This window comes from Pseudoalteromonas sp. D15MCD-2, from assembly GCF_038562745.1.
Classification (GTDB): Bacteria; Pseudomonadota; Gammaproteobacteria; order Enterobacterales; family Alteromonadaceae; genus Pseudoalteromonas.
This window is the reverse complement of sequence record NZ_JBCFQE010000001.1, coordinates 2985490-3000934: the sequence shown is the minus strand read 5'-3', so window position 1 is coordinate 3000934 and position 15445 is coordinate 2985490. Positions and strand designations below refer to the sequence as shown.

The 15445-nt window shown below is 41.0% G+C and carries 12 protein-coding genes; 9 read left to right on the top strand and 3 right to left on the bottom strand.

Features of this window, described 5'->3' with window-relative positions; genetic code table 11:
• Nucleotides 1-28 precede the first annotated feature (28 nt).
• Complete coding sequence (locus AADY36_RS13785) at nt 29-3457, top strand: response regulator (protein ID WP_054562761.1); 3429 nt, start codon at nt 29-31, stop codon at nt 3455-3457.
• Complete coding sequence (locus tag AADY36_RS13780) at nt 3426-4349, top strand: GGDEF domain-containing response regulator (protein WP_054562760.1); 924 nt, start codon at nt 3426-3428, stop codon at nt 4347-4349. Before AADY36_RS13785 ends, AADY36_RS13780 begins: the two co-directional genes overlap by 32 nt.
• Before the next feature lie 32 nt (nt 4350-4381).
• Here the strand turns inward: AADY36_RS13780 and AADY36_RS13775 are convergent, their stop codons facing one another.
• Both AADY36_RS13775 and AADY36_RS13770 read right to left on the bottom strand, forming a co-directional pair.
• Entirely contained in the window at nt 4382-4762 is a 381-nt protein-coding gene (locus AADY36_RS13775) for a DUF3192 domain-containing protein (RefSeq protein ID WP_054562759.1), read from the bottom strand.
• Between the two features lie 162 nt (nt 4763-4924).
• On the bottom strand, nt 4925-5869 hold the full coding sequence (locus AADY36_RS13770; protein ID WP_272982862.1) for a D-2-hydroxyacid dehydrogenase: 945 nt from the start codon (nt 5867-5869) through the stop codon (nt 4925-4927).
• Nucleotides 5870-5963: 94 nt separating this feature from the next.
• On the opposite strand from AADY36_RS13770, the gene zntR reads away from it, so the two are divergent.
• The 4 genes from zntR to AADY36_RS13750 all read left to right on the top strand — a co-directional run bounded on the left by zntR (nt 5964) and on the right by AADY36_RS13750 (nt 9432).
• On the top strand, nt 5964-6377 hold the full coding sequence (gene zntR, locus AADY36_RS13765) for a Zn(2+)-responsive transcriptional regulator (RefSeq protein WP_082401639.1): 414 nt from the start codon (nt 5964-5966) through the stop codon (nt 6375-6377).
• Complete coding sequence (locus AADY36_RS13760) at nt 6361-7638, top strand: SO_0444 family Cu/Zn efflux transporter (RefSeq protein ID WP_285221923.1); 1278 nt, start codon at nt 6361-6363, stop codon at nt 7636-7638. The genes zntR and AADY36_RS13760 overlap by 17 nt, the downstream gene beginning before the upstream one ends.
• Nucleotides 7639-7793: 155 nt before the next feature.
• Nucleotides 7794-8924: a 1-acyl-sn-glycerol-3-phosphate acyltransferase gene (locus AADY36_RS13755; RefSeq protein WP_054562756.1), complete on the top strand. Its 1131-nt coding sequence runs from the start codon at nt 7794-7796 to the stop codon at nt 8922-8924.
• A gap of 262 nt (nt 8925-9186) precedes the next feature.
• Complete coding sequence (locus AADY36_RS13750; protein WP_055197682.1) at nt 9187-9432, top strand: DUF1289 domain-containing protein; 246 nt, start codon at nt 9187-9189, stop codon at nt 9430-9432.
• On the opposite strand, the gene AADY36_RS13745 is transcribed toward AADY36_RS13750, so the two are convergent.
• The gene (locus tag AADY36_RS13745; protein ID WP_235575491.1) at nt 9429-10130 is read right to left on the bottom strand and encodes a transporter substrate-binding domain-containing protein; all 702 of its coding nucleotides are present in this window, start codon (nt 10128-10130) and stop codon (nt 9429-9431) included. The genes AADY36_RS13750 and AADY36_RS13745 overlap by 4 nt on opposite strands.
• A 153-nt stretch (nt 10131-10283) precedes the next feature.
• Here AADY36_RS13745 and AADY36_RS13740 point away from each other — a divergent pair, with 153 nt between their 5' ends.
• From AADY36_RS13740 to AADY36_RS13730, 3 genes are read left to right on the top strand one after another with little or no spacing between them, the layout of a single operon-like run.
• Nucleotides 10284-10484: a DUF3283 family protein gene (locus tag AADY36_RS13740; protein ID WP_285221922.1), complete on the top strand. Its 201-nt coding sequence runs from the start codon at nt 10284-10286 to the stop codon at nt 10482-10484.
• Nucleotides 10485-10486: 2 nt separating this feature from the next.
• On the top strand, nt 10487-10912 hold the full coding sequence (locus tag AADY36_RS13735) for a GNAT family N-acetyltransferase (protein WP_054562753.1): 426 nt from the start codon (nt 10487-10489) through the stop codon (nt 10910-10912).
• A 15-nt stretch (nt 10913-10927) separates the two neighbouring features.
• Entirely contained in the window at nt 10928-15433 is a 4506-nt protein-coding gene (locus AADY36_RS13730) for an EAL domain-containing protein (protein ID WP_342409096.1), read from the top strand.
• Nucleotides 15434-15445 lie beyond the last annotated feature (12 nt).

The window sequence follows — 15445 nt, the reverse complement described above, 5'->3', positions numbered from 1 at the left end:
GTTATCGAGGTAAGGTACTTATAAGCCAGTGAATTTTTTACCGTTAAAGCATTATTATCGCTCTTTGGCAGTGGCACTTATTGTGCCGCTGCTGGTGGCGTTTTTTTTGTGTTTACACTTATATAATTTAAAACTTGAGCGGGCGATAGAAAGCAGGCAAAACGGTTTTAATAATATTTCAGCTCAGCTTAGCCATGCTATGCGTGCCGCAGATGGCCTTATAGACACCATGTTCAAGCTATATGAGCAGCCACTTTCTTATGATTTTGATCCTAGTTGGGCACGCAATGTGAATCAATACGATCACTATTACTACCAAAGTGTGGGCGATGGAGTGGGGGAGATAGTCGGGCAAGGAAAGTTTGCCTCAACCGCTTACGCAATTAATCAATGGCGACGAGTTATTGCCCTCGGTCCCTCGTTTAATACCACGCTGTCGCTTATTCAATCTTTAGAAGCGGTTGCTTATGTTAATGAGCAAGGCTTTGTTTATATTAAGCGCCGTAACACAGCAAAAAGTGAATTTCTGACCAGTGTGTTAGATAACAAATTTCGACCTTTATCAATCAATAGCAACAAGCTTGCTTCGAGCTCTGTATTGACGATTAATGGCCATGCCTACTTTGCTATTGGCAAGCAACGAGCCGCTAATAGTCGTGATTACATTGTGTTGATTTATGACCTTAAAGCAATTTCTAACTGGTTAAAAAAAATAGCGCCTAACTATGGTGAGTATATTTTTATAAACCAAGATAACCAAGTCATTGCCAGCTCAAAGACAGAGCCTAATACAGCCATAAGTGCCAGCGAGCATTGGCCGAATGTCGCGATAGATATGAGCAAGAATAACCACAGTCATTTAGTGCAAGAAGCAACAAACTTACCTATTTACACTCGTTTCTATGAATCAAAGCAAGCCCTGAGTGAACCTGTAGGCTACGACATTTTTTTAGAATTCGCATTTTTGAGTGTGTTTTTAGTGATGATGTTCAGCGCTGTTTTTTGGTTGAGTCAGCGCATTTTTGTAAAACCAATGACGCACTTAATGAATTATCTTGAGCAGCATGATGAAGGCAAACAAGCGTTAGTTCATTATCGTATTCCTGTTGATTGGCAGCCTTGGTTCAGCCGTGTGAAAAAGGTGTTTAGCCGTAATGAAGAGCTCGTTCAGTCGTTACAAGAGGCAAATAAAGCGCTTGATTCGCAAGTACAGGTAAAGTCAAAACAATTGCGTCGTAGTATTGATGCGAAAGAGCGTCATTTAGCGCTATTAAATACCATGCTCAATAACGTACCTGACCTAATTTATTTTAAGAATATTGATGGCTCGTTTTTAGGCTGTAATAAGGCGTATGAGCGCTATATCGGCTTGCCACAAGAGAAGTTAGTAGGGCAGCAAATATGTGATATTAGTGATGATAACGGTGAGTTAAACGAGCTTGAAAAGCAAGTACTCAAAGACCGCCAAGCTTATCAAAAAAGATTGACCACAGAAGATAACAGTTATCTATTTAGCATCGTGCCATTTTATAACGAGCATCAGCAATTTCTTGGCACTATGGCAATTGGCCGTGATATTACGGAGCAGCATAATGCGCTCAATGCATTACAAAGCTCCGAAGCAAAATTACGCAGTGCCATGGAATATGCTGCTAATGGGGTGCTGTTGGTATCGCTTGACGATCAGGTGCTGCAAGCAAATAAAGCGGCACGTAAAATCTTTGCAATTGAAAACGCCAATGACCTCAAATTAATAGACTTATTTGCTGAGACGTCTTATCAGACATTAAAAAATACCCTGACAGAGCTGTTGCATGAGAAGAAAAAAGTTTATCACTTTAGTCTTGAGCAGCAAGATCTACAACGCTGGCTACAAATTAGTGTGTCATTAGTTTGGAATGCTGAGCAAACACCTGATTATTATGTTGTTCATGTACAGGATGTGACGGACTTAGTAAAAGCAAAAGATGACGCTGAACGGGCAACATTAGCTAAGAGTCGCTTCATTGCAAACCTTAGTCATGAAATACGCACACCACTCAATGCTGTACTAGGCTTAATTGACGTGATTGCATTGCAAGGTTTAACACAGCCGCAGCGTAATCATGCCGAACAAGCAAAATCAGCAGCCAATAGCTTGCTTACTTTACTAAATCGTATGCTTGACTTTGCCCGCGCTGAAAGCTCGCAAGTACAACTTAATAAAGCCCCTTTTAGTGTGCCTGATTTAATCGACTACTGTCAGGGAATAACAGCCCCTTTATGCGCAAATAAAGATATCGAGTTTAAAGTCGAATGCGATAAAAGCATTAGCGATAACTTAGTGGGTGATCAAATTTGCTTGCAGCAAGTACTGGCTAATTTACTGACCAACGCTGCCAAATTCACCGAACAAGGCACAGTGACATTAAACTTAATGCTGGTGGAAGAGTCAGCTGAGCAGCAACTCATTTGCTTTACTGTTAAAGACACGGGCATTGGTATTAGCAAGGCAGATCAAAGCCGCTTATTTGATGCATTTACTCAAGGTGATGAATCATTAACGCGCTCTCATCAGGGCGTTGGCTTAGGCTTAGCGATTGTTAAGTACGAAGTTGCGCTAATGGGAGGCGAAATTAAGCTGGAAAGCGAAAAAGGTAAAGGCAGTGAATTTTGCTTTTGCTTACAGCTAGATAAAGCCGCGGAGCCTGTGAAAAAAGAACTGGTTTCATTGCCTTCTAGTACTGATTTATCTGGCATGTTAGTGCTGGCTGTGGATGATAACCCGCTTAATTTAAGCATTATTAAAAGTATTTTAGAGCAAATTGATGTCACCGTTGTGTGTGCACACAGTGGTGAAAAAGGCATTGAACTGGCAAATAGCTTAAGGCCCGATCTCATTTTTATGGATATTCAGATGCCAGAAATGGATGGTTGTCAGGCAACGCGTATTATTCGTCAGTCATTCACCAAAGAACAAATGCCGATTTACGCACTCACTGCACACAGTGAAAGCGAAGATATTGAGCATTCAATCGCGGCGGGTATGAATAAGCATTTAACTAAACCGATTGTTGCTAGTAAGTTGTTTTTAGCAATGAGTGAACTCGATAACACAAAAGAAGTCTTTTTTGATCAAGCTTTTATACTGTCTCAGTTTGCAAACAATACTAAGTTAGTATTAACTATGTTGTCGAAGTTTGCGACTATGGCAGCAGAGCAGTTATTACAAATCTCTACATTAAAAACTACCGATGAGTTGGTCCGTGTGGTTCATAATGTAAAAGGGTCAGCCGGAAATCTCGGTTTTAAGCGATTGTCAGCGTGCGCTCAGCAATGTGAAGCTAGGCTTAAAGCAGATGGCGAACTGCCCGAACAATTAAATGATGAGTTGCAATGGCAAATAAAACAGGTCATCGCATTTATCATAGAACAAGGATCTACTGATGTTGAAAAGAGCCAAGGTACTGATTGTTGATGACGATCCGTTAAACCGCTTGGTATTAGAGAAAACATTGCAGCAAGACTATGATGTTTTTTGTGTTGAGAGTGGCGAAAAAGCACTGACGTTTTTAAAAACGCAAACTGTTGATTTGTTGATCTTGGATATTGTAATGCCCGGCATTGACGGCTACGAAGTGCTTACTAAGTTAAAAGAAAGCGCGACTACCAGTATGCTGCCTGTAATATTTATTTCTGCCAATACCAGCCATGATGACGAAGCGAAGGGCCTTGAATTAGGCGCGATGGACTACATCACTAAACCATTTAGTGCTGCTATCGTGCGTGCTCGAGTGCGTAATCAGCTGCTGATCAAACAAAAAAATGACTTACTCGAAATGCTCGCCTCAATTGATGGCTTAACAGAGATCCCAAACCGACGTTATTTAGATGAAAATTTAGCGCGAGAGTGGCGTCGTTGCCGTCGAGATCAAACCCCGCTATCTGTGTTATTGATGGATGTTGATCACTTCAAGCGTTACAACGATTGCTATGGTCACCGAGCAGGTGATGATTGCTTAAAACAAATTGCTCATGCCTTAGTTGGGGCGTGTGAACGAGGCAGTGACTTTGTTGCTCGTTATGGTGGTGAAGAGTTTGCTGCGGTGTTGCCCAATACTTCAGCTAAAGAGGCTATGTCGTTTGCAAATAAACTGCGCAATGCGGTGAATGATTTAAACATCCCACACAAAGCGTCGCTAAATGCCGACCATGTCACAATTAGTATTGGTATTGCGACCACAGAAAATGGTCAGGTTTATGCAGAACAAACCTTACTTGAAGAAGCTGATTTAGGTCTTTATCAGGCTAAAGATGCCGGGCGAGATCAGATAGTATCGAGAATGATCGCAGTAAATGAACATGAGTAGGCAAAGCCTACTCATCCGTTTCAAACTATTTATTAACCATTGCTAAGTGATTTATAAATCGTATCACCCACGCCAATTAACTTATCATTTTTAAATACGAGTGGCGTACACTCGTCTTTAGTCATCTTGCCATCAGAGTGAATACTATGCGTTGCATAGAATAATACTTGGTAAACATCATCACCTTGCTTTAATAACTCGGTAAAGTTAGGTGTATTTAGTTTATTTAATACAGTTTGGTAGCTCGTATCTAATGCAAGGTTAGAAATCACTTCACGGTTATTTTTATGCTGTTTTTGCCAGCTAGAAGAGTTACCAGCCCAATGTGTGTCGGCTTCACCGTCAGAAACAGCAATGACACAACCAGTTAAAAATGGAGCAGTTAGCGCGGCAATAAGAAGTGCTTTTTTCATGTTATTTTATCCCGAAGAAATTGTTTTATAGTTACCCTTTGATAGCAAACGGCTTGCCAAACTTTTAAATTTCTATTTTATCAATAGGTTATGTCGTTTATCGTCAGTAGGCTAAGTAATAAATTACTAATTACTTAGCTCTATTGACTAATAAATTGCGGTTTAGACCAACCTGTTACGTGTTTCGCCTAGATTAAATGCTTGGATATTTAACGCAATTTCGTTAACTAAGCGCACAATAGATTCTTGGCTCGCCCATGCAATGTGTGGAGTAAGTAATAAGTTTGCACCTTTGTATAGTGCCAGCGGGTTTTCTTGCTCTGCGGGTTCTTTACTGAGTACATCAACACCAGCTCCGGCTATGACATTATTAGCTAATGCGTCAGCTAAATCGGCTTCATTGATGATCCCACCACGAGCAGTGTTAATGATGATAGCTGACGGTTTCATCATGCTTAATTCTGCCGCAGCGATTTGGTTGCGCGTTTCATCAGTAAGCGGGCAGTGAACACTAATGATATCGGCTGTGGTTAGGGCATCATTGAAACTAACACGACCTTCACGAGGCGTTTGGCCTTTTCGTTCACTAATGATGACATTGGCACCAAAGGCGCGTGCTACATCGGCAACGGCTTTACCCAGTGAGCCATAGCCAACAATAGCCAGTGTTTTGCCGGCAATTTCATTAAAGCTGTAATCTAAACGGCAAAACATAGGGCTTTGCTGCCATAAGCCTTGCTGGCAATCATTAATGTATCTGTGAGTATTGCCCAGTAAATTAGTGATGAGAGTAAAGGTATGCTGCACCACACTCGGTGTTGAATAGCCCGCTACATTTGTCACTGCGATGTTATGTTCTTTGGCTGCACTTAAATCAATGTTGTTAGTCCCTGTCGCTGCAACACATATTAATTTTAAATTAGTTAATTTGCTCATGGCGTTTTGATCAATCACCACTTTATTACTGATAACGATATCGGCATCTTGGCAGCGCTCAACAACCTGTTCTTTAGCGGTTAAATCGTAACAGGTTAATTTACCTAATTGCGCTAAGGCATCTAACGAAGTGTTGGCTAATGTCGCTGCATCAAGGACAGTAATATTCATGTGCTTTCCTTTTTTAATTTATTGCTTGACCTTGGGGTGTACTCCAAGGTTTATAGTGAGCATAATAAATAAACGCTTCACAATGGAGACGGTGATGAAAATAGGTGAGTTTGCCCGTCAGTTGGGTGTCTCAACAGATACGCTACGGTACTACGAAAAGCATGGTTTGTTAACGCCTAGTTCGCGTTCAGACGTGGGATATCGTTTTTATTCTGAGAATGACTATAAACAAATGGCGTTTATTCTCAGAGCAAAGAATGTTGGCTTTAGTCTGGCTGAGATCAAAGAGCTACTGCAAATTAAGTTTCATAAAGATCAGCATTCTTGTCATGAAGTTAAAGAGATGACGATACAAAAACGTGATCTCGTTGCACAGCGAATTGCAGAGCTTACTCGCTTTTATGACTCACTTTCATTATTGGCAGATAAATGTTGTGGCGGAGAAGAGCCTGCTGAAAACTGCTCAATACTAACAACGCTGGAGGATATCGATGGACTTACTCAATAATTTTTGGCATTTGTTTTTGCTTTCAGCGCCTTGGTTAATGCTGGGCTTATTCATAGCTGGTCTTCTCAATGTGTATTTGCCTGCTAACTTTCTTAACCGGCATTTAGGCAAAGAAGGGTTATGGACCACAGTTAAAGCAGCCTTTATTGGTGCCCCAATGCCCTTGTGCTCATGTGGTGTGATCCCTGCGGCCATTGGTTTGAGAAGGGCTGGGGCGTCAAAAAGTGCTACCACAGCATTTTTAGTTTCAACCCCTGAAACTGGGGTCGATTCAGTTTCGGTATCTTATGTGTTGCTAGGTCCATTTATGGCGGTGATACGTCCTATTGCCGCCGTGTGCAGTGCCATTGTGGCCGGTGTATTAGTGGGGAAAGACAGTGAACTTCATCAGCATCAAAACACAGCATCAGATGAAAAAGACTCAGAATCAACATCTTGTTGTAGCAGTAAACAGCCTGAACCTGTGACCACATCAAGCTGTTGCAGTAAAGAAGCGCCTCCTAAGCCCGCACAAAGTTGTAGTAAGCAATCACCTCAAGAACTTGAGCCTGCTAAAACAACAAGTTGTTGTAGTAGCAAGGAATCGCAACCAACACAGGAGCCGCAACACAGTAGCGCAACTGAAAAAGCACCACCTTCGCAGAAAAGCTGTTGCAGCACTGAGCAGTCAACTAAAGCCGTTGAAAGTCGTTTTAGCAAACTGAAACGCGCGGTGAGCTTTAGTTGCAACAAGCTGCTTGAAGACACCATGATTTGGCTAATGATCGGTTTATTCTTTGCTGCTCTAGTACAAACTTATGTACCAGAATCTTTTTTAAGCCAGTGGGGTAATGGCATTCTTGCGATGCTGGTGGTTATTTTAATCAGTATTCCTATGTATATTTGTGCTACTGCATCGACACCTATTGCGGCAGGCTTATTACTCAGTGGTGTGTCTCCAGGGGCGGTGTTGGTATTTATGTTGGCAGGGCCGGCAACCAACATTGCAACGCTTGGTGTGGTTGGAAAAGAGCTTGGCAAGCGTGCGGTATTTGCCTACTTAATAGGGGTGATTGGCACGGCGCTGGCATTTGGCTTTTTAACCGATTATTTAGTGGCGCAATATGGTTTTGTGGTGGCGCCGATGATGGGCGAAGAGCATGAAGTTCTACCACATTGGTTAAGCCTTGTGGCAGGTATTGTGTTGGCAATTTTAATGCTTAGATTACTGCTAAAAAAGGTATTAAAAAAGGCGTCGCAAACTGGTAAGAGCATTGCTTAATTATTTGTTATAGATATATATTTTCTACATTAATTGGCATTTAATTTGGTTAACTATCGCGTCTCGGTTCGCATTTAAAATTGCCTGAGTTATAATCCGCCAATTATTTTTAACGGCACGCTGAGCGTGCCGTTTTTTAACTTAAGTAGTTTTTAATGAGTGAAAGTGTGGATAAATACGCCGACATAAGACCTTACAATGATGATGAAGTAGCTGATTCAGTAGCGCGTTTGATTGCTGATAATGCCTTTGTAGATGTAATCGCTAAGTATAACCTACCGCGCTTTTTATCGAACTTCCCATTTATTACTCGCCCATTAGTGCGCAGTCAGCTGCGTAAAAAGTGGGGCAACACCGCATCGGTTGAGCAAGTTCAGCACGAAGTGGCTGATTATTTAAATAAACTAATCACCCGTACGACTTCAGAAGTGACGTTTTCGGGCATCGATAAACTAGACCCAAAACAAGCCTACTTATTTATTTCGAATCACCGCGATATTGTGCTTGATCCTGCACTTGTGAACTGGGGCTTGTTCAAACACAACATGCCGACAGTTCGCATCGCAATTGGTGATAACTTGCTGCAAATTCCTTATATCACTGAGTTAATGCGTTTAAACAAGAGCTTTATTGTAAAGCGCTCAGCGAAAGCTCCAAAAGAGATGCTTAAAGCATTGTCGCAGCTGTCTGCTTATATCTATGACTCACTTGCTGAAGGCCACTCAATTTGGATAGCGCAAAAAGAAGGCCGAGCAAAAGACGGTTTTGATCAAACAGATCCTGCCTTACTTAAAATGTTGCAGTTACAAGGTCGTAAGCAGAAAAAAGAATTTGCTGAGTACGTACGCGAATTAAAAATTGTGCCAGTGTCTATCTCTTATCAATACGAGCCATGCGCGATTGCAAAAGCGAAAGAGCTTTATCATAAACAGCAACATGGTCAGTATGTGAAACAGCAAGGTGAAGATATTGCTAGTATTGTTGAAGGTTTTAGTACAGCTAAAGGGCATGTACATTTAGCGTTTGGCGAACCAATTGAATCGGGCTGCGAATCGCCTGAAGAGCTTGCAAAAACCATTGATCAGCAAATTGTTGATTCGTTTTTCTTACACCCTGGTAACTACATAGCGGGTGGTTGTACGCAAGCTGTGATTGACGAAAAAGATGCTGCTGCATTTAACGAGCGACTAGCAAAAGTGCCAGAGGAGCTAAAACCTTTGGTATTAGCTATGTATGCTAAACCTTTTCATCGTAAAGCAGAACTTGCCACAAGCGAATCTGAGTAAGCGATACAATTATACCAATCCGCAATAATACTTAATCATTTTGAGGGATTAAACCTGTCGCTACCTGCGTTAAAAATTTCTCATTTAGAACAACTAAATAACGAAATTTTTTCCTTGTTATCAACAAGGTTTTCTTGCCTCAAAATAAACTACTTAATTAAGCGAATTGGTATTAGTTTAAGAAGCCACTTTTTAAAGTGGCTTTTTTTATGGTTAATTTTCAGGCTATACTTTTAATATTCTTTATTAACCGGCATTTGTGATGCAACAAATTGAAATATTTGAAATTCCAAGCCCTTGCAAAGGGATATGCCAAGTTAATAACCGAGGCTATTGTAAAGGTTGCTACCGCAGTCGTGATGAGCGTTTTTATTGGAATAAGTTTACCAATGCAGAAAAACGTAAAGTCATTAGCTTATGCCAACAGCGTTATAAACGTTATCTTCAGAAAAAACAGCAGGCAGAGCAGCAACAAACAAATCCTGAGCAAGGCGGTTTTGATTTTTAAAATTTACTGAGGTTGTATTTCGATTTTAAAAATTGCACCGTGCCGTTTTCATCAAGCTTTTTAAGTACTTTAGTCAGTTGCGGAATTATCGCTTTATGCCGTTTATGCACAAAGTGAAAGCTCTGCATCGGCATTAAAACCTGTTTATGAAAGGCTGTTTGATCAAACCCCGGATGCTTAGTCGACAATAAAAAGTCTAGTAATATTGTCCCTTCAACACGTTTTTGCGTGAGTAAATTAAGCTGCGCAGTGACATTTCTAACCTTGATCACATCGCCTGCAAATGGGTGGTTATCGATATAACTCTGAGCCGCTGGGTAGCTTGACTGAATTGCTAACGATTTAAGCTGTTCATATTGGCATTGTCGGCAGTTTTTCAGTAGCACTAGATTAAAATCAAAAAGCGCATAGTCTACTTTCAATAAATTAGGATAATCGTCTTTAACATCGGCAATGCGCCCTAGTTGCCCATCGAGCACACCCTGGTTTGCAGCAACCAGCGCATTTTGATGATTAAAATCGATTATATGGATCTCATAGCCAATTTCTTTGTATGCCATTTTCATTAAATCAATAACATAGCGAGCTTGTGGTGTATCGGCGGGGCGATTAAAGATCAGTAAATTAGTGCTGGCACTACTTGAGAAGCAAAAAAACAGCAAAAATAAGGCAAATCTGTGACTCAGATACTTCGACAACGTGCGTTCCTTGCGTACATAAATTGCTCGTTAATTTACTGATATGTGTTTCCAAAATCAAGCTTATCCCTGGGCTTTTTAAGCTAATAAAAGGGATTAAAGCCTGTTAATTTTGTTATACTTGTGAAATCAAAAATTTATTGCTGAGAAAGTATGAGTTTCAATCTATGTAAATTGCCACGAGAGCAAAAATATCAAATTCAATTGGATTACGAAGCGTCTTTTTGGGCTTATCAAATAAAGCGTGGTAAGAACACCCGCGAAGGTGTTTACACTGCAATAAATACTCGTCCAATATCTGAGCAAGCGTTCTTAAAGCAGCAGTTTGAGCATTACCTTTCGCTAATGAGCTAACCATGGCTGCGTTTAGATTTTGTTTACTTGAGCCAATTAAAACGCCGTTAGTAAACAAATTTTATGATAAACACAAGGCTCGCGGCCGAGCGAGCAAAGCTGACCAAGTATGGGTTGCTTACAAAGAAACAGAAATAATTGCCGCTTGCCGAGTTCAAAACCAAGCTGGGCTGTTATTTTTGTCTACCCTTTATGTTGATGAAGTATGGCGGGGTCAAAAAATTGCCTCACAATTACTTGCGGCTGTCACCGCCGCACAAAAAGGGACAGTTTTTACCTTCGTGTACCAAAATCTGATTGATTTTTATCTACAAAATGGGTTTAACTATGCATTAACATTACCCAATTCTTTGCAATCGTTGTTTGAGGTATATGCGCATCGAAACGTAGTTGCGATGCACTTTACGCGTGACACAGTGCCAAGTTAGCAATTTGGAACGTCAATGACTAAGTTCTTCTCCAGTATAGCGTTATTTTTTATTTTGACCTGTGGCTTGTTTAGCCATCCCGCTATCTCGCAGGTAAAACGTTTATCAACCAGTGAAGGCTTATCGCAAAGTTATGTAAACACTATGCTTATCGATAACAGTGGCTACTTGTGGTTATCGACTGAAGGTGGCCTCAATCGCTACGACGGTTATCAGGTGGTTCATATCAAAGGCCCTAATGGTGAGCTTGAAGATGCCATCATTGACCGTATTTACCAAGATCCACAAGGCTATATCTGGATAGCTTCACTACAAGCGGGTTTATTCCGCTATGATCCCACTTCCGATACTTATCAGCAGTTTATTGCTAAACCAACCACTGAAGAGCAAATTTTTATTGAGTCGGTGTTTAGCATGGTAGCTGTTGATGACAAAACACTTTGGCTAGGGCGAGGCTGGGATTTTGCCAAACTAGACTTAGAAACGAAAAAAATCACCTCTATTTTTGAAATTCCTGAGCGAGTTAAAAGCAGTGTTATTCGAGAGCTTTTCGCGTACCAAGGTTATATTTTTATGGGCACCAGTAATGGTGCTTATGTCTATGAGCTGGCATCAGGAAAAGTCCGTAAACTTGAACATCTCCAAAATGAGCCAAGTCATATTTATCAAAATTATGTGAAATCGTTCGCTATTATCAATGAACAAACGTTGCTAGTGGGCGCTGTTAGAGGTCTTTATCAGGTTGATATTAGCAATTTAAAAGCAATGTTCGAGACTCCAGACATCGCCTTTAAAAATAAAACACTCATTAGTGAATTAAATATTTGGAAGATTATACCTGAGGCTAACTCTATTACGCTTGGCACTGATAAAGGGTTATTTGAATATAACCCTGAAACGGGTGAGTTAGCTAAGAATATGCGCCTAAAAGAAAGTGGTTACACACTAGCTGACACCAGCATTATTGATATTGTGAAAGACCGCTCAGGTGGAATGTGGCTGGCAACCAAAAATGATGGGGCGTTTTATCAGTCATACGACAATTACGATTTTATCAATGTAACAGCCAACTCATTAACAGGCGATGGGCTATCTCATCATTCAATTTGGAGTATCACTGAGTTTCAAAATCGTCTCTGGCTTGCCACCCATAATGGTTTAACAGCGGTTGATTTAGAAACCTACGAAAGTGAAGTGTTTTTAAAAGATTATCAGGTTGACCTGATTACTACTGAATTCAGTATTTACCAAATCATGCCCTACAAAGATAAGTTATGGCTGCACACTAATCGCGGTATTTTAAGCTTTGATCCGAAAACCGGGCAGGCCACCCCAGTCAAAGCCGCAAATCCCGAGAACCAAGTTTTAATTAACGATTGGGTGCATGGCATATTGTTGATGCCATCGGGGGATCTTTACTATGTTCACCCTGATTACGGCATGTTTGTTTATAATATCGATAGCCAAAAAGTGACCCGACTAGGCGGCAAGTTTGATGAGTTTGAGCCGTTTTTAGCCTACGGATTTTTACCTGCGTTGTCGTCAAACCCAAAAGCGCCGTTATTTTATAACGCGGGTATTCTGTATCAAGTTGACCCTGATACATACGAGCTGTCGACGATATATAAAGTACCTGAACAACATGAAAATGTTGCTGTGAATGTGATGTCTTACATCATAGATAACAACAATGTGTTGTGGTTATCGCTTTCAAACTTTGGCCTAATCGGCTTAGACGCCAGCACTTACGAGCATATTTATACCATCGACCTTGAGAAAAATAAGTTAGGTACCTTGTTATATGACATGGTGCTTGATGAAGCAGGTATGATATGGATGAGTAGTCACAAAGGACTTTGGCGACTGAACCCTGATAATTTACATTTTCAGCAATTTACTGGCTCAGAAGGGTTATTCTCAACCGAGTTTAATAGCGGAGCTTTTACTAAGCTTGAGTCAGGGCAAATTGTCTATGGTACGCTAAAAGGCTTTACCTATTTTTACCCTATGGATAACCACTATCAGCAAGCTTTAATTGATCACGTAAATATTACTAACCTTGATTTGATGTCGCGCGATTTACCCGCTGAGCTAAAACAGCCTATCGATAGTGTCGTTCTTGAGCATGATGATATAGGCCTTGAAGTTGCCTTTTCTGCGATGGCATTTAACTATCAAGAACGTATCATTTATGAATACCAGCTAGGTGATGGTCAAAAAACTTATACCCGCAATAACAACCGAGTACTCTTCCCAAAACTCAGTGCAGGAAAATACCACCTTAAGGTATGGGCAAAAGATCCATTAACCGGAGAGTTAACGCCGCCCGCTATTTTGAATATCGAAGTGAAATACCCACCTTGGCGTGCACCTCACTTTATTGTTTTATATGTGATTTTGGTTGCACTGTTTGTTGCTGCTTGGGTGTTTAGGCGTAACCGTATGCAACAAATATTACTAGCCGCCCATAAAGAGAGTAAAGAGAGTGAAGCACGATTGAAGCTTGCTCTTGAAGGCAGCCATTCTGGAGTATGGGATTGGTCATCGCAAAGCCCGATTATTTATCAACCGCGTCTTAAAAATGAGTTAGGTTATGAAACAGACAGCGTTAATCTAGATGATTATTTAGCAAAGATTCACCCTCATGATAAGCAAACTTTCCGGTTAGAGTGGTTAGAGTTTTTATCTACACAAAAAGGCTATTTCAATTGCACTTACAGACTGCGTCATGCCGATGGTAATTGGCGCTGGTATAAAGACTTTGGCAAAGTAGTTGAGTGGCAAGACAGCGCCCCTGAAAAAGTAGCGGGCACCTACACAAATATGACCCGTGAACTGGTATTTGAAGAAAATGCCCGCTTGTTTGGTGCAGCGTTTGAACAAACTCGCGACTGGGTGTTCATCTTAGATAAGAATCTGCGTATTCGCGCTACCAATAAGTCATTCCAAGATGCTTTTGGTTTTCCAGCAGAGCCTCGCTCTAGTCGCTCGCTCACACTTGGTATGCCTATATCAACTCGTATCCATTACTTACGCATTATGCAAAAGCTTGAGTCGGGTGAGCACTTTTCAGCCGAAGATGTTGTTGAAGTTGCTGGCGGTGAAAAGCGCCAAGTATTAATAAAAATAAGTGCGGTTGCAGGCAATAATCGCCAACTTGATAGCTATGTGATTATAGTTACTGATATTAGCGCGCAAAAGCTGGCTGAAAACGAGCTGCATCTACTGGCCAACTACGATGCTTTGACGGGGCTGCCAAATAAAACCTTGTTCAACGACCGAGTCGTTCACGCTATTGAACAAGCTGATTACCATCAAACAAAAGTGGCGTTATTAAACGTTAATATTAAGCGCTTTAAGCACTTTAATGATTCGCTAGGCCGTGAAGAGTCTGATGAATTAATTAAGCGTGTTGCTAAACGTTTAAAACACGTGTTGCGTCCACAAGATAGCGTGGCTCGTTTCGATGGTGACGAGTTTGTGATCCTTGCCGAAGATTTTAAACAGCTTGATGAGTTACTGCTGTTATGTGCAAAAGTGATGGATTGTGTCGATACCCATATTGAACTTAGCCAGCAAGCTGTAAAAGTGAACCTTAGTGTTGGTGTTGCTGTTTACCCTGATGATGCAAAGGACACCAAAGCCTTATTAAAAGCCTCTAATGTGGCACTGTACCACGCGAAAAGTCATGTCGAAGGCTGTTATCAGTTCTATAAGCAAGAAATGAACTTACAAGTGCAGCGTACTTTGCATCTTGAATCACAGTTAAGTAAAGCTTACCAAGAACATGAGTTTTGTAATTTTTATCAGCCAATCGTGAGCGCAGAGACTCGCCAAGTGGCGGGGCTTGAAGTGTTGTTACGTTGGCCGAGTAATGATGAATATAAACCAGAAGACTTTGCAAATGCAGCAGAAAGCTCCGGGCTAATTACCAAAATTATGCTGCAAACTTTATCAAGAGCATTGATTGAGCTGCGCCAATGGCGTACCACGCATCCTGATTTATATATTTCTATTAATCTCTCAGCCCTAGATTTTGAAAGCGAAAATCTGGTTGAGAAAATACATCAATCAATAAGCGCAATTAAAGTTCCTGCGAGCGCATTAGTGTTTGAAATCACCGAATCAGTGATGATGCATGACTCTGATAAAGCGCAGCAAAGTATGGAAAAACTCAAAGCCTTAGGCTGTCGTATTTATATGGATGACTTTGGAACGGGTTATGCGTCACTGACCTATTTGAAACGTTTTCCGGTTGATGTGCTGAAAATAGACAAAAGCTTTGTTAATGACATTGGTATTGATAAAGGTGATGAAGCGATTATCAATTCAACGCTTACTCTGGCAAAAAGCTTGGGTAAAGAGTGTGTAGCAGAAGGGGTTGAGAACCGCACGCAATTGCAGTTCTTACGCTCTTTAGGCTGTGAGTATTTCCAAGGTTACCTGTTTAGCAAACCTGTGGCAGGTGATGAGGTGAAGGCGCTTTTAGATACCCAGTGGGATGATGAATTTTCAGGGTAAAGCGAAAACTTT